Source organism: Microvirga sesbaniae (assembly GCF_025460805.1).
Taxonomy (GTDB): Bacteria; Pseudomonadota; Alphaproteobacteria; order Rhizobiales; family Beijerinckiaceae; genus Microvirga; species Microvirga sesbaniae.
In genome coordinates this window covers 24,689-43,968 of the sequence record NZ_JAMXFJ010000032.1, presented here as the reverse complement: position 1 = coordinate 43,968, position 19,280 = coordinate 24,689, and the positions used below count along the sequence as shown (strand labels likewise).

The 19,280-nt window shown below is 66.8% G+C and carries 22 protein-coding genes; 9 read left to right on the top strand and 13 right to left on the bottom strand.

The window, feature by feature from the left end:
* Positions 1-288 precede the first annotated feature (288 nt).
* From OCW50_RS26515 to uvrC, 10 genes are all read right to left on the bottom strand, one after another.
* On the bottom strand, positions 289-891 hold the full coding sequence (locus OCW50_RS26515; RefSeq protein ID WP_262299638.1) for a glutathione S-transferase: 603 nt from the start codon (positions 889-891) through the stop codon (positions 289-291).
* 65 nt (positions 892-956) lie between these two features.
* On the bottom strand, positions 957-1,805 hold the full coding sequence (locus tag OCW50_RS26510) for a 23S rRNA (adenine(2030)-N(6))-methyltransferase RlmJ (RefSeq protein ID WP_262271602.1): 849 nt from the start codon (positions 1,803-1,805) through the stop codon (positions 957-959).
* 271 nt (positions 1,806-2,076) lie between these two features.
* On the bottom strand, positions 2,077-2,739 hold the full coding sequence (locus OCW50_RS26505) for a ribonuclease T2 family protein (RefSeq protein ID WP_262299637.1): 663 nt from the start codon (positions 2,737-2,739) through the stop codon (positions 2,077-2,079).
* Complete coding sequence (locus tag OCW50_RS26500) at positions 2,736-3,167, bottom strand: hypothetical protein (protein ID WP_262271600.1); 432 nt, start codon at positions 3,165-3,167, stop codon at positions 2,736-2,738. Before OCW50_RS26500 ends, OCW50_RS26505 begins: the two co-directional genes overlap by 4 nt.
* A gap of 82 nt (positions 3,168-3,249) precedes the next feature.
* Positions 3,250-4,296 carry an extensin-like domain-containing protein gene (locus OCW50_RS26495; protein WP_262299636.1) on the bottom strand — a complete coding sequence of 349 codons (1,047 nt, stop codon included), beginning with the start codon at positions 4,294-4,296 and terminating at the stop codon, positions 3,250-3,252.
* 506 nt (positions 4,297-4,802) lie between these two features.
* Positions 4,803-5,057, bottom strand: coding sequence for a hypothetical protein (locus OCW50_RS26490; protein WP_262271598.1), 255 nt, complete (start codon positions 5,055-5,057; stop codon positions 4,803-4,805).
* 65 nt (positions 5,058-5,122) lie between these two features.
* Positions 5,123-5,578 (bottom strand): molybdenum cofactor biosynthesis protein MoaE, encoded by a 456-nt coding sequence (locus tag OCW50_RS26485; RefSeq protein WP_262271597.1) that lies wholly within the window; start codon positions 5,576-5,578, stop codon positions 5,123-5,125.
* A gap of 24 nt (positions 5,579-5,602) precedes the next feature.
* A complete protein-coding gene (gene moaD, locus OCW50_RS26480) occupies positions 5,603-5,854 on the bottom strand; it encodes a molybdopterin converting factor subunit 1 (RefSeq protein ID WP_262271596.1) in 252 nt (83 codons plus the stop codon).
* 4 nt (positions 5,855-5,858) lie between these two features.
* Complete coding sequence (gene pgsA, locus OCW50_RS26475) at positions 5,859-6,455, bottom strand: CDP-diacylglycerol--glycerol-3-phosphate 3-phosphatidyltransferase (RefSeq protein ID WP_262271595.1); 597 nt, start codon at positions 6,453-6,455, stop codon at positions 5,859-5,861.
* Between the two features lie 121 nt (positions 6,456-6,576).
* Positions 6,577-8,574: an excinuclease ABC subunit UvrC gene (gene uvrC, locus OCW50_RS26470; protein ID WP_262271594.1), complete on the bottom strand. Its 1,998-nt coding sequence runs from the start codon at positions 8,572-8,574 to the stop codon at positions 6,577-6,579.
* 111 nt (positions 8,575-8,685) lie between these two features.
* On the opposite strand from uvrC, the gene OCW50_RS26465 reads away from it, so the two are divergent.
* The 7 genes from OCW50_RS26465 to OCW50_RS26435 all read left to right on the top strand — a co-directional run bounded on the left by OCW50_RS26465 (position 8,686) and on the right by OCW50_RS26435 (position 15,606).
* Positions 8,686-9,846, top strand: coding sequence for a benzoate/H(+) symporter BenE family transporter (locus OCW50_RS26465; RefSeq protein ID WP_262299635.1), 1,161 nt, complete (start codon positions 8,686-8,688; stop codon positions 9,844-9,846).
* Positions 9,847-9,908: 62 nt separating this feature from the next.
* Positions 9,909-10,442 carry a hypothetical protein gene (locus OCW50_RS26460; protein WP_262299634.1) on the top strand — a complete coding sequence of 178 codons (534 nt, stop codon included), beginning with the start codon at positions 9,909-9,911 and terminating at the stop codon, positions 10,440-10,442.
* Between the two features lie 154 nt (positions 10,443-10,596).
* Complete coding sequence (locus OCW50_RS26455; RefSeq protein ID WP_262271591.1) at positions 10,597-11,529, top strand: ribose-phosphate pyrophosphokinase; 933 nt, start codon at positions 10,597-10,599, stop codon at positions 11,527-11,529.
* Between the two features lie 1,003 nt (positions 11,530-12,532).
* A complete protein-coding gene (locus tag OCW50_RS26450; protein WP_262271590.1) occupies positions 12,533-13,147 on the top strand; it encodes a 50S ribosomal protein L25/general stress protein Ctc in 615 nt (204 codons plus the stop codon).
* 83 nt (positions 13,148-13,230) lie between these two features.
* Positions 13,231-13,842: an aminoacyl-tRNA hydrolase gene (pth, locus tag OCW50_RS26445; protein WP_262271589.1), complete on the top strand. Its 612-nt coding sequence runs from the start codon at positions 13,231-13,233 to the stop codon at positions 13,840-13,842.
* Between the two features lie 48 nt (positions 13,843-13,890).
* The gene (gene ychF / locus OCW50_RS26440) at positions 13,891-14,988 is read left to right on the top strand and encodes a redox-regulated ATPase YchF (RefSeq protein WP_262299633.1); all 1,098 of its coding nucleotides are present in this window, start codon (positions 13,891-13,893) and stop codon (positions 14,986-14,988) included.
* 465 nt (positions 14,989-15,453) lie between these two features.
* Positions 15,454-15,606, top strand: coding sequence for a hypothetical protein (locus tag OCW50_RS26435; protein ID WP_262271587.1), 153 nt, complete (start codon positions 15,454-15,456; stop codon positions 15,604-15,606).
* Between the two features lie 7 nt (positions 15,607-15,613).
* Here the strand turns inward: OCW50_RS26435 and OCW50_RS26430 are convergent, their stop codons facing one another.
* On the bottom strand, positions 15,614-16,039 hold the full coding sequence (locus tag OCW50_RS26430) for a group III truncated hemoglobin (protein WP_262299632.1): 426 nt from the start codon (positions 16,037-16,039) through the stop codon (positions 15,614-15,616).
* Between the two features lie 159 nt (positions 16,040-16,198).
* Here OCW50_RS26430 and nfi point away from each other — a divergent pair, with 159 nt between their 5' ends.
* Both nfi and OCW50_RS26420 read left to right on the top strand, forming a co-directional pair.
* Complete coding sequence (nfi, locus tag OCW50_RS26425) at positions 16,199-16,867, top strand: deoxyribonuclease V (protein ID WP_262299631.1); 669 nt, start codon at positions 16,199-16,201, stop codon at positions 16,865-16,867.
* A gap of 99 nt (positions 16,868-16,966) precedes the next feature.
* The gene (locus OCW50_RS26420) at positions 16,967-17,980 is read left to right on the top strand and encodes a MaoC family dehydratase (RefSeq protein WP_262299630.1); all 1,014 of its coding nucleotides are present in this window, start codon (positions 16,967-16,969) and stop codon (positions 17,978-17,980) included.
* Positions 17,981-18,069: 89 nt separating this feature from the next.
* Here OCW50_RS26420 and OCW50_RS26415 read toward each other — a convergent pair whose 3' ends face one another.
* Positions 18,070-18,648 (bottom strand): HD domain-containing protein, encoded by a 579-nt coding sequence (locus OCW50_RS26415; RefSeq protein ID WP_262299629.1) that lies wholly within the window; start codon positions 18,646-18,648, stop codon positions 18,070-18,072.
* Between the two features lie 10 nt (positions 18,649-18,658).
* Complete coding sequence (locus OCW50_RS26410; protein ID WP_262271582.1) at positions 18,659-19,204, bottom strand: adenine phosphoribosyltransferase; 546 nt, start codon at positions 19,202-19,204, stop codon at positions 18,659-18,661.
* Between the last annotated feature and the right edge of the window lie 76 nt (positions 19,205-19,280).

Genomic DNA, 19,280 nt, shown 5'->3' with positions numbered 1-19,280 from the left:
GAGTACGCCTTCACCAACAACCTGTCGGCCAAGGTCGAAGGCCTGTACGTCAACCTCGACCAGGACAACAACAGCATCTTCAACATCGACAACGACGCTGAGTTCGGTGTGGTCCGCGCCGGCCTGAACTTCCGCTTCGGCACCTACTAAGATCCGTCTCCACGGAGACAGACAAGGCCCGGGTCACCCCGGGCCTTGTTGTTTTGGAGTTCCATCAGGCCCGGGTCACCCCGGGCCTTGTTGTTTTCGGGATCCATCAGGCCCGGGTCACACCCGGGCCTTTTTGCTTTATGGCGTCACCCTGGTTTGCGCGTAGGCCGGGACGCGGGATTCGAAATCGGCCAGCCAGGCCACGAGCCTGGGATAGCTCTCGCGCCAGCGGCCCCCGAAGCGCAGGTCGAGATAGCCCAGCGCGCAGGCGAGCGCGATCTGGCCGATGTGGAGCGGCTGGCCCGCCTCCGACAGATGGGCTTCGGCATGGTCGAGGCCGCGGCGCACCTTGTCGGCCTGGTGAGAGACCCATCTCGGCTCATGCCGGTCTTCCGGACGGAAGCGGCCTTCATAGACCTGCAGCAGCGCCGCATCCATGATGCCGTCGGCGAGCGCCTGATCGCGCAGGGCGGAGTACCGTTCCGGGCCGTTCGGGATGATGCCGCCGCCGGCCAGGTGGTCGAGGTAATCCACGATCACGCGGGAATCGTAGAGCACCTCGCCGCTCTCCAGAACGAGCGCCGGGATCTTGCCCAGCGGGTTCTGCTGCCGGATCGAATCCTCGGGATTCAGGGTATCCGCATCGACGATCCGGATGCGATCGGTCAGCCCGAGAATCGAGGCCGAGAGTTTGACCTTGCGGCCGAAAGGCGATGCGGGCGAGGAGCGGAGAACGAGCATGGGTGACCTCTGTTGGAGAAACCGGCAGGAGTCATGACCGCTCGCGTCCCGAACGGCAATCCGCTTTAAGCAGGAGTCCCGAAGGCTTCACAGCGGAAAGCCCCGTAGCCGCCGCGGGACAGGCGCTCGGCGAGAGCCGGCAGCAGCGTCTCGGCCTCCTCCTTCAGGGACCAGGGCGGGTTGAGCACGAAGAGGCCGCTGCCGTTGAGCCGGGACGGGTCGCGCGGATCGTCCACATAGAGCTCGAGGCGCAGGCCCGGGCGCGGGCTCTCCGCGTGCAGCCGCGCGGCCAGCGCGTCGACCGGGGCGACCTCCTTGATCGGATACCAGCCGGCATAGACGCCGGTGGGCCACTTCTTGAGCGCGGCGAGCAGTTCCGTCCCGAGCCGGTCGAGCTCGTTCGGCTTCTCGTAGGGCGGATCGATGAGCACCAGGCCGCGCTTCTCCTTCGGCGGGATCAAGGCATGGAGCGCCGTCCAGCCGTCGAGATGCATGACCTTGCAATTCGTGACCGCGTTGAAAGCATCGCTCAGCACCCGGTAGTCGGCCGGATGCAGCTCCACGAACACGCCCCGGTCCTGCCGCCGCAGCAGCTCGCGCACCAGGCCGGGCGAGCCCGGATAGATGGTCTCGCCATGGCGCGCGCGCACCTCCGCCACCACTCTCCGATAGGGGGCGAGGATCGCCTCGACCTCGGGCGCGAAGGCTTCCTCGAGGCGCCCGATCCCGTCGACCCACTCCCCGGTCCGCCCGGCCTCGTCGCCGGCGAGATCGTAGAGCCCGATCCCCGCATGGGTGTCGATGACGCGCACCGGCGTCTCCTTGCGCTGGAGATAGGCGAGGATACGCGCCAGCAGGGCGTGTTTCATGACGTCGGCGAAATTGCCGGCGTGGAAGGCATGGCGGTAATTCATGGTCGTCCTGCGGCCTCAGCCCCGGAAGTGGATCGCATTCGTGGGATCAGCCAAGTGTTCTCTTAGCCAGGTGTTCTTTCAGCCAGGTGCTCTTTCAGCCAAGTGTTCTTTCAGCCAAGTGTTCTTTCAGCCAGGTGCTCTTTTACTCGCACGCATTGTCCGAGGCGCTCAAGCATCGGACGTGTCATCGACCTCACGTTCGACGCCTCAAGCTGTTGTTTGGGCGCATCTTTTTACGCAAAATCGGCTCCCACGTGTCACGCCCGATGCTCTAGCGGACCGCCGGCACGGTGATCTCGCCCGCGCGGCAGCCGTCGCGATCGACCTCGGGGCACTGGCGGAAGCCCCGCAGATCCTTGGTGAGGCAGATGCGGATCTCCTGGAAGATGCGTCGTCCGCAGGAAACGGAAACCATGTCGGGACGCAACCCCGGATTGGCCTTCATGAAGACGCTTTCGATCTCGCTCGGCAACACCTTGGACCGGCTGTTCAGGCCATCGAAACCGTCCGGCACGCGCACGAGGTCCCGCGCCTGCCGGACCGCGCGAAAGTACCCGCCCGGGCTTTCGCCCGTACAGGTGCCGTGCTTGCGCCATTGATAGCGGGCGAGATTGTCGTCCGGGAAAAGGCCCGCGGCATCGGCCATGGCGGCCTGAGGCACGAAGCGGCCATTGGGCTCGCAGAAGCTGGGATAGCCCTGCTCCCGCTGGGGCCAGAGGCCATGGGTCACGAAGCCGAGACCGCTGCCGCTGTCGCATTGCCGGCTCCGGCTGCCGCTGTTCTCGCAGAAGCCGGGCGACCAGGACAGGGCCAGCACGTAGAAATCGAACTGCCCCATCGGGGCGCCCCTCGCCTCCCGGGGGCCCTGGGCCGCGGCAGGAAGGATCGAGAGGAGGAAGGCGCCCGCGACGGCGAGGCACCCGCGCAGGATCAAGGAGCCGCCTGCTTGCAATGGGGCGCGAAGGCATAGTCGCGGTCGAGCCCGTCGACGCATGCTTCCGTGTTCCAGCCGATGCCGATGAAGCCGAGATCCTCGCGAATCGAGAAATTGATCCGGCGCTTGTAGCCGTCGGACACGATCACGGTGCCGGTGCAGAAGCGGCGGGGGATGTAATCGAGACCCCAGGGGCGCCACGCGACTTCCTGCACCCGCTCGAAGCCGATCAGCCTGAGGTCGGAGTTCCAGAATCGGCCCTCCTTCTTGGCGAACCGCGAGCTGATGTTCTGGAGCACGGAGGGATCGGCGCAGGCCGGCAGCGTCGCGTCGAAAGGCTCTTCCCGCCGCTCCGCGGGCGTGATCTCGCGCGCAAGCGCGGGCGCGCTCAACAGCATGCAGGAGATGAAAGCCGCCAGCCACTTCATTGAAAATGCTCCACCAAGTCTTCGGACCGTGCAACCTCGACCATGTGGGCGGCGGCCGCGAAGGTCAAGATCCGCCTACGCTTTAATAGATGGCGTGGCTGTTGAGCATCAGCGGCTGGCCGGCGGAGCGACCCTGCTGTCCGGGAGGAGCATAGGTCTGCTCGAGCGGACGGCCGGGAGGCGGAAGAGGCGCCTGAGAAGTGGACGGGGACGGGCTCCCCCGCGGCGATCCCGCGTTCGGTCCGGGAAGGTCGGCCGAGAAGCCGCCCCCGGAGGAATAGCGGGCCGGCGGGGCGACCGGGGCGGAGAAGGTCGGGGCCGGCGGCGGAGGCGCCGGCGGAACGTAGGCCTCCCCATCCGGAACGTCCTGCTCCAGATCGACCGGGGCGAGGTCGCCGGAGGCCGCCGCGCTCTGGAGCGCCTCGCGGCTGCGTTCCGGGTCGATCCGCGGGGAGAATTTCAGGATCGGCTTGCAGATGCGCCGCTGACCCCGCGGGTCGTGCCGTGCCAGGTCGATGTGGAGGTGATCGTAATGGAAGGCATCGGAGCCCGGACCCAGCACCGTGGTGAAGTAGCGGCACGCGCCGACGAAGGCCTCGCGCAGGAATTCCTGCTCGGCTCCGTTCCCTCCCCGCCAGCCCTTGACCACCGAGATCTCCCGGCCGTCGGCGAGCACGAAGGCCATCACGTCCATGGCGTTGCCGAAGGCGTGCTCCGACACCTTCGCGCCCATCTGGTTGTTGCGGGGGCGGCACGAATACGAGCCGGCTTTGATATCGGCCAGCGGCACGCCGAAATAGAGCTCGGCCGCCGGTCTCACGATCTCGTCGAGCCATGTGTCGATCTGGGGAATGATCGGGCAGGCCAGCGTCACCTTCGATTTCAGCCCCACCGCACCGTTGTTGAAGGCAGAGACCTTGAACGGGTGATCCATGCCGCAGACGCCGGGCCCGTCGATCTTCGAGCTGAGGGCCATGTAGGCGGAAGGCTGCACCAGGCGCTGGGACAGGCAGGCCTCTTCGGCCTGGGCGCGCCACGGCTCGCGCTGCTCGAACCGGAACAGCCCGCAACCGGTAAGCCCAAGCCCGACGAACGATAGGGCAATAAACGCAACGAACCCACGACGCATGGGGCAAGACTGCCCCAACACCGTAAACATCCCGTCAATGGCAGGCGACGGGTTCGGGAGCCGGCGCGATTCGGGCTTTCCGGGAGTCGTGCTGGAACCATGATCCAGCCCCTCCTGGGGGTGCGACAGAATCGAGCAGGAACTTTTTTCGTCCGAAACGACGCAGGAATTTCGGTCGAGGTTACAAGGATTTAACGTCTTGTTAACGATTACATCGGCGTGCGCCGCGCCTGCTGCTCGCGGTCGGAGCGCTTCTCAGGATCTCGCGGGTTTGATAGGGTGCCTGTCTATTCAGATAGGGGATTAACCCCTTCAGAAAGAGGGGCTCCGATGAACCTGACATCGAACCTGGACTGGGCGTCCAAGCTCAACATCGCGGCGGTCTGCGTTTCCTTCTCGTTCATCTGCGCCGTTTTCACGGGCCTTCTGTAAGCGGGCGCCGATCGCCACAGGCGATACCCCCACCGATCGAGCCGTTTGAACGCTGCCGCCCTCGGCGGCGTTTTTCATGAGTCGGGACAGGGCACTTCCGTGATGGTCCAGGACATCACGTTGACCTCCATCTGGCACTGCGCCAGCTTGGGTCCCTCGGCCGTCTTGAGACAGACTTTCTCCCCCACGGCGAACATCCTGCCCTGAGCGCGGCAATAGCAGTCGAGCGGGTTGTGAACGGGCGCCTGCGCGGTCTGCGACGAGGGCGTCTCGTGGCCGAGGACCGGGGCCGCGGCGACGAGGGCGAGAAAGACAACGACGCCGCGCATGGGACGCCTCCGTGGTCGTTTCACGGTCGATGCTCATCCCGCCGCAAGGTCCCGTCAAGGGCCGATCAACGCCACCTTTCCACGGCCCGGTCGTCAGCCTCCTTGGCATCGACCCAGGTTCCGACCGTTCCGTCCTTGAGGTGCTCGCGCTTCCAGAACGGCGCCTGGGTTTTCAGGTAATCCATCAGGAAGGAGGCCGCCTCGAAGGCAGCCTGGCGGTGGACGCTGGCCGTGACGACGAGGACGATCTCCTCGCCGGGAGCGATCCTGCCGAAGCGGTGAACGATCGTCAGGCCCAGGAGCGGCCAACGGCTTGCCGCCTGATCGGCGATGCGGCCGATCTCGGCTTCGGCCATGCCGGGATAATGCTCGAGTTCGAGGGCCGCGAGCCGTCCCCCTTCGTCCCGGCACAGCCCCGTGAAGGCGACGACGGCCCCGATCTCCGCTCTCCCCCGGGTCAGGGCTGCGGTCTCGGCGGCGGAATCGAAGGGCTCGGCCTGGATGCGGATGGTGAAATCCATGGCGTTGCGGCTCCCCGGCGGGAGCTAGCCTCCCGTCATGGGCGGGAAGAAGGCGATCTCCCGGGCGCCCTCGATCCGGGCCTCGGGCTTCACGTGGACGTGGTCGATGGCCGCCCGGACGACGCCTTCGTTCTCGAAGGCATATGCATATTCCTCGCCCCTGCCCTTCAGCCAGCGCACTAGATCGGCCACCGTGGCGATGCCGTCCGGCAGCACCACCTGCTCGTCCGTCCGGCCGACCCGCTCCCGCACCCAGGCGAAATAGACCAGCTTCATGGCGCTAACCCTCGTCCACGAGGTGATGGATTCCGTTCTTGAAGTAATCCCAGCCGGTATAGATCGTCAGGATGGCGGCGATCCACAGGAGGATCGTGCCGATGAGGGTGTTGTTGGGCAGCACCGTCTCGCCCGCCGGTCCGGCGATCAGGAAGCCGAGGGCGACGAGCTGGAGCGTCGTCTTCCACTTGGCCACCCGGCTGACGGGCACGCTGACCTTCAGCTCGGCCAGGAATTCGCGCAGGCCCGACACCAGGATCTCGCGGCAGAGGATCACGATGGCGGCCCACAGGGCCCAGCCCTTGATGGTCCCGTCGGCCACCAGCATGAGCAGGGTCGCGGCCACGAGAAGCTTGTCGGCGATGGGATCGAGCATGCGACCGAGCGCCGATTGCTGGGCGAAGGTTCGCGCCACGTAGCCGTCGAGATAGTCGGTGATGGCCGCGATCGCGAAAACCGCCAGCGCGAACCAGCGGGACCAGTGGTCCTCGGGCCAGAACAGGAAACCGACCACGGCCGGAACCGCGGCGAGCCGACCGTAGGTCAGCATGTTGGCGAGGTTGAACGCCTTCGAGCGGCCCATGGAGGAAACAGTCTTCATCACACCCGCAGGAAGCATGAGGACGGTCCGCCCGTCAATCGGACAGATCCCGGTTGCGCACCGCCATCCGGCGAACACGGCAATGTGAGGGAAGCCCCCATGACCCTTCGGACGCTCACCCCTATCCCCTCTCGTGGAAGAAATCGTAGACCGCGCGGGCCGTGGCGGCATTGACGCCCGGCGCCTTCATCAGGTCCTCGAGGGCGGCCCGCTGGATCGCCTTGACGGTGCCGAAATGGTGCAGGAGCGCCCGCTTGCGGGTCGGACCGATGCCCGGGATCTCGTCGAGGGGATTCTTCACCAGCTCGCGCTTGCGCTTGGCGCGGTGCGCCCCGATGGCGAATCGGTGGGCTTCGTCGCGCAGGCGCTGGACGAAGTAGAGCGCGGGATCCCGCGGCGGCATCTTGAAGGGCGGCTGGCCCGGCTTGAAGAAGGTTTCGCGGCCGGCATCCCGGTCGCGCCCCTTGGCGATGCCGACCAGGGCCACGTCGTCCTCGCTGACGCCCACCTCGGCGAGGGCCTGGCGGGCCGCCTCCAGCTGCCCCTTGCCGCCGTCGATCAGCACCAGGTCGGGCCAGGCGGGAAAGCCGTCGTCGCCCGATTGTGCATCCGAGCCGCGCGGCTCCTCCTTCACCAGGCGGGCGAAGCGGCGCTGCAGCATCTCGCGCATCATGCCGTAATCGTCCCCGGGCTTGAGGTCCTCGGACTTCATGTTGAAGGTCCGGTAATGCTGCTTCATGAAGCCGTTGGCGCCCGCCACCACCATGGCGCCGACCGCGTTGGTGCCCATGATGTGCGAATTGTCGTAGACCTCCACGCGCTTCGGCGCCTTCGGCAGTCCGAAGGCCTGCCCCAGGGACACGAGGAGCTTCTGCTGCGACGAGGTATCGGCCAGACGCCGGGCCAGCGCCTCGCGGGCGTTGCGCAGGGCGTATTCGATGAGCTGCCGCCGCTCGCCGCGCTGGGGCGCGTGGATCTCGACCCTGGCCTCCGCGCGGGTCGACAGCGCCGCCGCCATCAGCTCGGAATCCTCGATCTCGTGCGAGAGCAGGATGAGGCGGGGCGCGGGCTTGTCGTCGTAGAACTGCGCCATGAACGAGCTCAGGACCTCTTCCCGGCTCATGGACTTGTCCGCCTTCGGGAAATAGGCGCGGTTGCCCCAGTTCTGCCAGTTCCGGAAGAAGAACACCTCGACGCAGAACTGACCCGCCTGCTCGTCGAGCGCGAACACGTCCGCCTCCTCGACCGACTGGGTGTTGATGCCCTGAACGCCCTGGATGGCCGACAGCGCCGCGAGGCGGTCGCGGCAGCGCGCGGCGCGCTCGAACTCGAGCTCCTCGGCGGCGGCCTGCATCTCGTCCGTGATGCGCTGCTTGACCGCGTTCGACTTGCCCGACAGGAATGCGCGCGCCTCGGAGACCAGCTCGGCGTAATCCTCCCGCGGGATCTCGTTCGTGCAGGGGCCCGAGCAGCGCTTGATTTGATAGAGCAGGCAGGGCCGCGTGCGGTTCTCGTAATAGCTGTCGTTGCAGGAGCGCAGCAGGAACGCGCGCTGCAGCGCGTTGATGGTGCGGTTCACGGCCCACACGCTGGCGAAGGGGCCGTAATAATCGCCCTTGCGCTTCCTCGCGCCGCGATGCTTCACGAGCTGCGGCGCCTCGTGATCGGCCGTGAGCAGGATGTAGGGCAGAGACTTGTCGTCCCGCAGGAGCACGTTGTAGCGCGGCTTGAGCTGCTTGATGAGGTTGGCCTCGAGCAGCAGCGCCTCGGTCTCCGTCGCCGTGGTGACGAACTCCATCGAGGCGGTCTCGCCGATCATGCGGGCGATGCGGTTCGAATGGGCCTGTCCCCGGGCATAGGAGCCGACCCGGTTCTTCAGGCTCTTCGCCTTGCCCACATAGAGCACGTCGCCCTTGGCATCGAGCATCCGGTAGACGCCGGGCGCGTTGGGAAGGGTCGTCCAGAAATGCCGGATGACCTCGGTGCCGCGCTGGACCGAGCCCGGATTGGCTTCCAGGTCGAACTCGACATCCGAGCCGCTCTCGACGGCGACGGCCTCCTCGTCCTCCTCGTTGTCCAGAATGTCCGGCGGAACGTCGTTGGTGGTGTTGCGACTCATGGGGGAGATTTAAGGGCTCGGGAGTCCCGAGGAAAGTGCCGCCGACGAACTGGCGCAGCCCGGCCGTTCGGTTTACACGGCTAAGCTCCTCGAACGCCTGCGGAGCCGGTCATGCGCCTGTCGATCGTCACGTCAGCCGTCGTCGCGGCCCTGGTGGGGTTCGGCAGCACGATCGCCATCATCATCGCGGCCGCCCAGGCGGTAGGGGCCGACGCGGCCGAGACCTCGTCCTGGGTGGCGGCCCTGTGCCTGGCCATGGCGGCCACCAGCGGCACCTTGAGCGTGCGCTACCGCATGCCCGTGGTCACCGCCTGGTCGACCCCCGGGGCGGCGCTGATCGCCTCTTCCAGCGGCATCTCGATCCATGCGGCGGTCGGGGCCTTCCTGCTCGCCGGCGGCCTCATCGTGCTGACGGGTCTCGTCAGGCCGTTCGGACGGCTGATCGAGCGCATCCCCACGGCCATCGCGGCGGCCATGCTGGCGGGCGTCCTGCTCCAGTTCGTGGTCGGGGTCTTCCAGAGCGCCCAAGGGGCACCGGGCCTGGTCCTGCCCCTCGTCGGCATCTTCCTGGTGGTTCGCCTGGTCAATCCCGCCCTCGCCGTGCTGGCGGTGCTCCTCGTGGGGCTCGCTCTCGCCTTCGGCGGCGGCATGGCCCGGCCGCTCGCATCCGACCTCACCCTGTCCACCCTCACCTTCATCGCTCCGGCCTGGGACCCCACGGCCCTGATCGGCCTCGGCCTGCCCCTGTTCCTGGTCACGATGGCGTCCCAGAACCTGCCGGGCCTGGCCGTGCTCAAGGCGTCCGGCTACGAGCCGCCCGCGGGCCCGATCCTCGCCGTGACGGGACTGGCCTCGATCGTCACCGCCTTCTTCGGCGCCCATACGAGCAATCTCGCGGCCATCTCGGCCGCGATCTGCACCGGACCCGACACCCATCCGGACCCGAAGAAGCGCTGGATGGTCGGCCCGTTCTACACGCTGAGCTATCTGGTGTTCGCCGCCTTCAGCGCCGCGCTCATCGGGCTGATCGCCGCCCTCCCCCCGGAGCTGATCAAGACCGTCGCCGGCCTGGCCCTCATGGGGGCCTTCCTGGGCGCCCTCGGGTCGGCCCTCGCCGAGGAGGCGAAACGATTTCCCGCCGTCGTCACCTTCGCGGTCACGGCCTCCGGGCTGACGCTCCTCGGCATCGGGTCGGCCTTCTGGGGCCTGGCCGCCGGGCTCGCGACGCTGGCCCTCGACGTGCTGGCGATCCGCCTGCGCCGGCGCGGCTGATCTGGACGAAACCCTCCGTTAAGCTTAAGACTTCGTGACGAAGACCGAGAACGGGGGGCCTCATGGACGGGATGACGCGTGCGGGGCGGCTGGCCGCTCTGGTCCTGACGGTGGCGTTGGGAGCCTGCCAGGGCCCGCTCGGAGGATCGCCGGAAGGCGTCCCGGTCGCCCTGGAGAGCATCGACGGCGCCCCGGCCCCGATCCGCACGGCCCTCGTCGACGAGCTGACCAGCGCGGCCACCGACCGCAAGGTCGATCTCGTCGGCGCCAGCGCCCAGGCGCGCTACCGGGTCCGCGGCTATCTGTCGACCTCGACCGAGGATGGGGAAACCAAGGTGGCCTATGTCTGGGACGTGTTCGATGCCCAGAAGCGTCGGGCCAAGCGCCTGGCCGGATCGAGCCCGGCGCCCGCCTCCTCCATCTCGGCCCTCGACAAGGCGGCGCTGGCGAAGCTCGCCCAGGCGAGCATGGACGAGATCGCCGAATTCCTGACGGCGTCCAAGTCCGAGAGCGGCCCCGATGCGCAGGCCACCTCGGAAGCACCTATTCAGACGGCGGAGGTCTCGGGCGACGAACCCCCTGTTGCGATGCAGTGACTGCATGGCGGCGCGCCAAACTTGCAGCGCATCGGAAGCCCTCCATGTATTGTGACGGTTTCATATCGCTGCTAAGAGCCTTGCGCCCAGCCGTGCAGGGATTATGGCATTGCGCAGCGGGTGTGATCGGTCACTCGAAGCCAAAGTTGCTTGCATGAAACTCGTTGCGGGAAATTCCAATCGTCCGCTGGCGGAGGCCATCTCCGCCTATCTCAACGTTCCGCTCGCCAAGGCCCAGGTGCGGCGCTTCGCGGACATGGAAGTCTTCGTCGAGATCCAGGAGAACGTGCGCGGCGAGGATGTGTTCATCCTCCAGTCGACCTCGTTCCCGACGAACGACCACCTGATGGAGCTTCTGATCATCAGCGATGCCCTGCGCAGGGCCTCGGCCCGCCGCATCACGGCGGTGATCCCCTATTTCGGCTACGCTCGGCAGGACCGCAAGCCCGCCGCCCGCACGCCGATCTCGGCCAAGCTCGTGGCCAACATCATCGCCCATGCGGGCGTCGACCGCGTTCTGACCCTCGACCTCCATGCCGGTCAGATCCAGGGCTTCTTCGACATTCCGACCGACAACCTGTTCGCCGCCCCGACCCTGGCGCGCGACATCAAGGAGCATCTCGACGGTGGCAACCGCATGGTGGTCTCGCCCGACGTGGGCGGCGTGGTGCGCGCCCGAGCGCTCGCCAAGCGCATCGATGCGCCGCTCGCCATCGTGGACAAGCGCCGCGAGCGCCCGGGCGAGTCGGAAGTGATGAACATCATCGGCGACGTGTCGGGCCGCTCCTGCATCCTGGTCGACGACATCGTGGATTCCGGCGGCACCCTGGTGAACGCCGCCGACGCGCTCCTGGCCAACGGAGCGAAGGAAGTCTACGCCTACATCACCCACGGGGTTCTCTCGGGCGGCGCGGTGGCCCGCATCGCGGGCTCACGGCTGAAGGAGCTCGTGATCACCGACTCGATCATGCCCACCGAGGCCGTGAAGGTCGCCCACAACATCCGGGTCATCTCCATCGCGTCCCTGATGGGCGAGGCCATCGGCCGTACGGCGACGGAAAGCTCGGTGTCGAGCCTGTTCGACTAGAGCGTGTCGCCTTCCCCCTTTGCATGAACCCTTCGACCAAGTCCGAAGGATCCTTTATGGACAGGCTCAGACGTTTGCTTTATGTCGATTGCGATACGTTGCATCATTACATAAGCCATGCTCTCCTCACAGCTTGTAGAAGCCGGAATTCCGCAGCATCGGGTGATCGACCCGCCTGTCTTCTATGTCGGGACTCAGGCACATGGCTTCGATCAAGTCCGAGGAGCCATGGAATTTCGACAATGCGTCGCCCAGGGCGCTGTAAGCTACAGTTCCATCGGCGGCTCCCTTGAATGAGCGGCCAACAGCGGGATGCCGGTGGCCGGGAGTGGTAAAACCGCCGCGCGACTCCAGCCGTCCTAACACCCTCCGTACGTCATCACCGGCCTCGTGCCGGCCATCCCGATCCGGTGAGGCGCGGCGCCCTACGGAAGCGGGATCACCGGGACGAGCCCGGTGATGACGTGGTGTGTGTGTGGCCCGGTGCGAACACCCTCCCCACGTCATGGCACCCTCCGCCCTCCCTGCCACCTCCGCACGTCATGGCCGGCCTTGTGCCGGCCATCCCGATCGGAAGGGCGCGGCGCTCTACGGAGGCGGGATCACCGGGACAAGCCCGGTGATGACGTGGTGTATGTGTGAGGCGGTGCGAACACCCTCCACACGCCATGGCACCCTCCGCTCTTCCGATCGGGATCACCGGGACGAGCCCGGTGATGACGTCGAGGGTGGCATGAGCCGTGACAACACCCTCCACACGTCATGGCCGTCCGGTCATCACCCGCCTCTTGCCGGCCATCCCGATCCGAAAAGCCCGGTGATGACCGGGTGCGCCATACCCGGCCGGGCTTACCTTGCATTCCGGGGCGCTTTCCCCTATAAGCCGCCTCGCGCCCGCTCGACACCCTTGGAGGCACGGGCGCCGACCTCATGGCCGCCGGTAGGTTTCTCGAGAAGCCTGGGCGGCCATCGGTTTTTAAACTCACTTCAAAGGACCACGACCATGAGCGAAGTAAAGCAAATCAAGGCCGTGGCGCGCGACCGGGCCGGCAAGGGGGCCGCCCGGGCCGTTCGTCGCCAAGGCCAAGTTCCCGCCGTCATCTACGGAGCCGGCCAGTCGGCCCAGGCGATCGCCCTCGACTTCAACCAGACCAAGCAGCTGATCTTCGCCGGTCACTTCCTGACCACGATCTTCGAGATCGACGTGGACGGCCAGACGGTCCGCGCCATTCCGCGCGACTACCAGCTCGACCCGGTGCGTGACTTCCCGATCCATGTCGACTTCCTGCGCCTCTCGCAGGGCCAGGCGATCAAGGTCGTGGTCCCGGTGCACGTGGTGGGCCAGGAGAAGAGCCCCGGCGTGAAGCGCGGCGGCACGCTCCAGGTCGTCGAGCACTCGGTGGAACTGCTCGTTCCCTCCGACGCGATCCCGGACTACATCGAGGCGTCCGTCGAGGGTCTCGACATCGGCTCCTCGATCCATCTCGCCGACATCAAGCTGCCGAACGGCGCCAAGGCGACCTCCGCCGAGAACCTCACCCTCGTCACCGTGGTGGCCCCGACCGGCCTCACGGAAGAGGCTCCGGCTCCGGCCGCCGAGGGCACGGCTGCGGCCTAAGGCCATCGGGCGGTCAAGCCCATCGATCGGCTTCGACGCTCCGACCGCAAGGCCGGAGCGTTTCTTATGAGCAGGACCAAGCGATGCGTCTCTTCGTCGGTCTCGGCAATCCCGGATCCCGCTACGCGCGGAACCGCCACAACATCGGCTTCATGGCCGTGGACGAGATCGCGCGCGCGAACAACGCCGGGCCCTGGCGCAAGCGCTTCCATGCGGAGGCGGCCGACGCGGTGATCGGCGGCGAGAAGGTTCTGCTGATCAAGCCGCAGACCTACATGAACCTGTCCGGCCAAGCCGTGGGGGAAGCGCAGAACTTCTTCAAGATCCCGCTGCACGACGTGACGGTCTTCTACGACGAGCTCGATCTTCCGCCCGCCAAGCTGCGCGTGAAGATCGGGGGCGGCAATGCCGGCCACAACGGCCTGCGCTCGATCTCGGCCCATTGCGGCAACGATTACCGCCGCGTGCGGCTCGGCATCGGCCATCCCGGCCACAAGGCGCTCGTGCAGAACCATGTGCTGGGCGACTTCGGCAAGGGCGAGGAGGCCTGGGTCGACGATCTGTGCCGGATCATCGCGGACCATGCGGCCCTTCTCGCCAAGGGTGAGGACGGAAGCTTTCAGAACAAGGTCCACCTGGCCATGGAGGCGAGAGGCTGGGCGGACGTGAAGCGGCCTGGAGAAAAGGCCACGTAATTCGACAATCACGCCGGCGCGGATGCCGGCCATGCAAGGAGTGAGGCCATGGGCTTCAAGATGGGCATCGTCGGCCTGCCGAACGTGGGCAAGTCCACCCTCTTCAACGCTTTGACGCAGACCGCGGCCGCGCAGGCCGCCAATTACCCGTTCTGCACCATCGAGCCCAACGTGGGCGACGTGGCGGTGCCGGACGAGCGGCTCGACCGGCTCGCGGGCATCGCCAGCTCGGCGCAGATCATCCCGACCCGCCTCACCTTCGTGGATATCGCGGGCCTCGTGCGCGGCGCGTCGCGGGGCGAAGGCCTCGGCAACCAGTTCCTGGCCAATATCCGCGAGGTCGACGCCATCGCCCATGTGGTGCGCTGCTTCGAGGACACGGACATCACCCATGTCGAGGGCAAGATCGATCCCATCGCGGATATCGAGACCATCGAGACCGAGTTGATGCTGGCCGACCTCGACAGCCTGGAGAAGCGCGTCACGGCCCTCGAGAAGAAGGCCAAGGGCAACGACAAGGAGGCCAAGGAGACCCTCGACCTCGTCAACCGCACCCTGCCGCTCCTGCGCGAGGGCAAGCCCGCCCGTCTGGTGGAGCGGAAGGTCGAGGAGGAGCGCCTGTTCCAGATGCTCGGCCTGCTCTCGTCCAAGCCCGTCCTGTACGTCTGCAACGTGGAGGAAGCCTCCGCCGACAAGGGCAACGAGTTCTCCGCCCGCGTCTTCGAGCGCGCCAGGGAAGAGGATGCCAAGGCCGTGGTCGTCTCGGCCAAGATCGAAAGCGAGATCGCGGTTCTGCCCCCCGAGGAGCAGAAGGACTATCTCGACGCCGTCGGCCTCGAGGAGCCCGGCCTCAACCGGGTGATCCGCGCCGGCTACGACCTTCTCGGCCTGATCACCTACTTCACGGTCGGGCCCAAGGAGGCCCGCGCCTGGACGATCACCCGGGGCACCAAGGCGCCGGCCGCCGCGGGCGTCATCCACACGGATTTCGAGAAGGGCTTCATCCGCGCCGAAACCATCGCGTATGCGGACTACACCTCTCTCAAGGGCGAGGCCGGGGCCCGCGATGCGGGCAAGCTGCGGCTCGAGGGCAAGGAGTATACGGTGCAGGACGGCGACGTGATGCACTTCCGGTTCAACACCTGAGGCGTCCGCCTCCACCCTCCCCCTGAACCGTTCGGCAGACGATGCCCACCCGTCATCACCGGCCTCGTGCCGGTGATCCCGTTTCTGTCGGGCGCGGCGTCTTTCTGGTCGGGATGGCCGGGACGGGCCCGGCCATGACGTGCGAGGGTGCCGTTCTCGGCGGGACTCGCTGGGTGAGAGCATCGGGCGCAAAAGTGGGAACCGGTTTTGCGTGAAAAGATGCTCCACAACAAAAGCCTCGAGCATCGGGCGCGAAAGTGGGAACCGGTTTGGCGTGAAAAGATGCTTTGAAACAGAAGCCTCGAGCATCGGGCGTGAGGTCGATGACACGTCCGATGCTTGAGCAGGACCGGCACCAGGCCGGCGATGACGCCGTGGACCGCCAACCTGACCATTTCCTGAACGCGGGCTTCGTCGTCCGTTCAGGGCCATTCCGCGAAAAGGGCTGCGTAGAGGATGTGATCCATGCAGACTTTGTTCGACAGCTTCGTGTCTCCCGGGCTCGGCAATGCCGAATTCTTCGTCGGCGTGCTCGTGGCCTGCGGTTTCGTGATGATCGGCGTCTCGTCCCTGCTCCCCAAGCGGAGAGGCGACGGGCTCGAATGGTGGGAGCGGTAAATCCGCTTCAGGGAAGACGCAGCGCCTTCGGGCCGATCCCGAGGCCGATCTGCAGGCTCTCGGCGATGCGCCGCGCCCGGTCGACGAAGAAGGCCGCCACGTCCGGCGCGCAGATCTCCCGAGCCGTCTCTTCGAACAGCCGGAGCCAGCGGGCGAACAGGTCGGGCGTGAGGTCGAGACCGAAATGCGCCGCCTGGGGCTTTCCCTGGTAGCGGCCGGTCCGCAGGGCGATCGAGGACCAGAAATCCACCATCAGGGCCAGGTGCCGGGCCCAGCGGCCGGAGAGCTTGCCGTGGAAGATCGGCCCGAGTTCCGGATCGCGGATCACCCGGTCGTAGAAGGTTTCCACGAGCTGCCGGATCAACGCCTCCGAAACGCCTTCGGCCGGGCTGATGATCGGAATGCTGCGGCCTGTGGCGGCTGAATGAGCCAATGACTGTCTCCTGCTCGATGCGGAGGAGATCACCTCAAGCCTCCGTGTGGGTCAACCTTCTTAAGAGACGACGAATTGTCCCCAGTGCGATGATCCAGATCAATCCGGATCGTTCCGGAACCTTGAGCGTTGACGCCTCGTCCGCATTCATAGGCCATCATGCTGCTCCGCCACCGCCACGACTGGAACCTGACGCCCTCCGAGGCCATCGCCCTCCAGCACCAGCTGAGAACGGAAGTGGTGTCCGACCGACCGATCGATCTCGATCGGGTGCAGCTCGTGGCCGGGGTCGACGTGAGCGTGAAGAACGAGCAGTCGCAGGCCGCCATCGTGGTGGTCACCTTTCCGGGTTTCCTGCCGGTGGAAACCGTCCTGGCCCGGCGCCCGACGCCCTTTCCCTATGTGCCGGGCCTCCTGAGCTTCCGCGAGGGCCCCGTGCTCGAAGAGGCGTTCGAGACGCTGAAATCCGAGCCGGACGTCTTCCTGTTCGACGGCATGGGCATCGCCCATCCCCGCCGGGTCGGGATCGCCAGTCACATGGGCCTGTGGCTGCAGCGCCCGACCGTCGGCTGCGGCAAGACGCTCCTGTGCGGGCGCTACAAGGACCTGGCGGAGGAGAAAGGCGCCGCCGCTCCCCTGGTCGACCGTAAGGAGACCATCGGGGTGGCGCTGCGCACCCGGACGGCCAAGAACCCGATGTTCATCTCGCCCGGACACCTGGCCGATATTCCGACCGCGGCCGAACTCGTCCTGCGCTGCTGCCCGAAATATCGCCTGCCGGAGCCGATCCGGCTCGCGCACAACGCGGCCGGGCAGTTTTCCCCCTGAGGCGGGCAGCCCGGACACCCTCCGAAAGTCAGGCCGCGGTTGCGGCGGCAAGCCTCCCCATGGCGGAGGCGTTGTGCTAGGGCAGGCCCCGACAAGGGAATGCTCATGCGCACGTTCGAAGATCTTCCGCCCGGCCTGACCGAAACCTTCGGCCCGCTCACGGTGTCGAAGGACGATGTCATGACCTTCGCCCGCGAATACGATCCGCAGCCCTTCCACGTAGACGAGATCGCCGCCAAGGACAGCTTCATCGGCACGCTGATCGCCTCGGGCTGGCACAGCTGCAGCCTGAACATGCGCCTGTTCGCCGACGGGTTGGTCCTCGATTCGTCCTCCATGGGCTCGCCGGGCATCGAGGAGGTGAAGTGGCTGAAGCCCGTGCGGCCCGGCGACACCCTGCGCTCGCGCATGAAGGTCCTGGAGAGCCGCGCCTCCAGGAGCAGGCCCTCGCTCGGCCTCGTGCGGTTACATTTCGACATGCTCAACCAGGCCGACGAGCCCGTCCTGACCCAGACCAACTGGGTGATGTTCGCGACCCGGGACGCCGAGCCGTTCAGCGGCGGCCGCAACGCCCTGGCGGCTGCGGCGGACGCCCTGCCCGGCGCGGTGCCGGCGCGGGAGATCCCGCCGGTCTCGGCCAATCCGTACTTCGAGGATCTCGTCGTCGGCGAGACGGACGAGCTCGGCTCGTACACCTTCGCGCCCGACGACATCGTGGCCTTCGCCCGGCAGTTCGATCCACAGCGCTTCCACGTGGACGCGGAGGCCGCCAAGGACAGCCTGTTCGGCGCCCTGTGCGCCTCCGGCTGGCATACGGCGAGCGTGTGGATGAAGCACATGGTCGGCCACCGCGACCGCATCCGGGACTACGCGCTGAGCCATGGCCAGCGGCCGGCCCGGCTGGGCCCCTCGCCGGGCTTCACCAACTTGAAATGGCTCAAGCCCGTCTATGCGGGCGACACGATCGCCTACCGGTCCACCGTGACGGCCAAGCGCGCCTCCGCGTCCCGCCCCGGCTGGGGCCTGGTGTTCCACCACAACACGGGCACGAACCAGCACGGCGAAGAGGTGTTCGCGTTCGACGGGATGGTATTCTGGGAGCGGCGGGACTAGAGCTGCTTCCACTCACGTGGAAGCAGCTCTCTTCTTTGCCGAGCCGCATTTTCTGACGGTGAACCGGATCCATTTCACCGGAAAATGCTCTAACCCGCCTTCGAAGCGTCGGCCCTGGCCCGCGTCTCCTCGTCGAGCAGGACGCGGATCTCGGCGAGAACCGGGTGAGCGGAGGTCTGCTTGCGCCCGTAATCGAGATTGAACGCGTAGTCGAAATCTGCGGGGTTCCGGCCCTGGTTGTGCTGGAGGATCGTCTCCAGCTTGTCGAGCCCCTTGGCGAGAACGGCCTCGGGCGACGAGGCCGCCTCGTACTCCTCCCACAGGGCCAGGATCTCGGCCCGTTTCGCCGGATGGAGCGCCCTGGTCAGCTCCTCGAGGTCCGCCCTTTCCCGAGCGGACTTGTCGAACCCGTCCGTCTGCAGAACGGCGGGAATGTCTCCGCTCAGGGCCTCGCCGAGGTCATGAACGATGCAGAGCTTGATGAGGCGCAGGGGATCGACGTCCCCGAGCTCGTCCGAGAACACCAGCGCCATGAGGCACAGGCGCCAAGTATGCTCGGCCGTGCTCTCGGGCCGGCCCGTCGACGTGAAGCCGCTGCGCAGAGTGCTCTTGAGCCGCTCCGCTTCGCGCAGGAACTCCAGCGCTCCCAGGAGGCGCTCGCTTGCCATCGCCGGCTCCTCAATGTCCCTCGAAGCTCACGAGGCTGCGCACCTCGACGCCGAGGTCCCGGAGCTTCGCGGCGCCGCCGAGATCCGGCAGGTCGATGATGAAGCACGCGGCCACGATGTTGGCGCCCATCTGGCGCAGGAGCCGGGTCGCCGCGACGGCCGTGCCGCCCGTGGCGATGAGGTCGTCGACGAGGATGACCCGCTCGCCCTGGCCGATGGCGTCCGTGTGGATCTCCATCTCGTCGACGCCGTATTCGAGCGAATAGGCGATGCGCACAGTCTCGTGGGGGAGCTTGCCCTTCTTGCGGATCGGCACGAAGCCCGAGGAGAGCTGATGCGCGATGGCGCCGCCGAGGATGAAGCCCCGCGCCTCGATGCCCGCGACCTTGTCGACGCGTCCGCCGGCGAACGGATGGACGAGCTCGTCCACGGAGCGCCGGAAGGCCCGCGCGTCGCCCAGAAGGGTCGTGATGTCACGGAACACGATGCCGGGCTTCGGATAGTCCGGGATCGAGCGGATCGCGGCCTTCAGGTCGGTGATGAGACGCTGGTCCATGAGGTCAAGCCTGCCTGGGTATCGAAAGGGATGGGTCCGCCGGCTTCGTTCCCGCAGGAATCCGGCGATCGCGCGC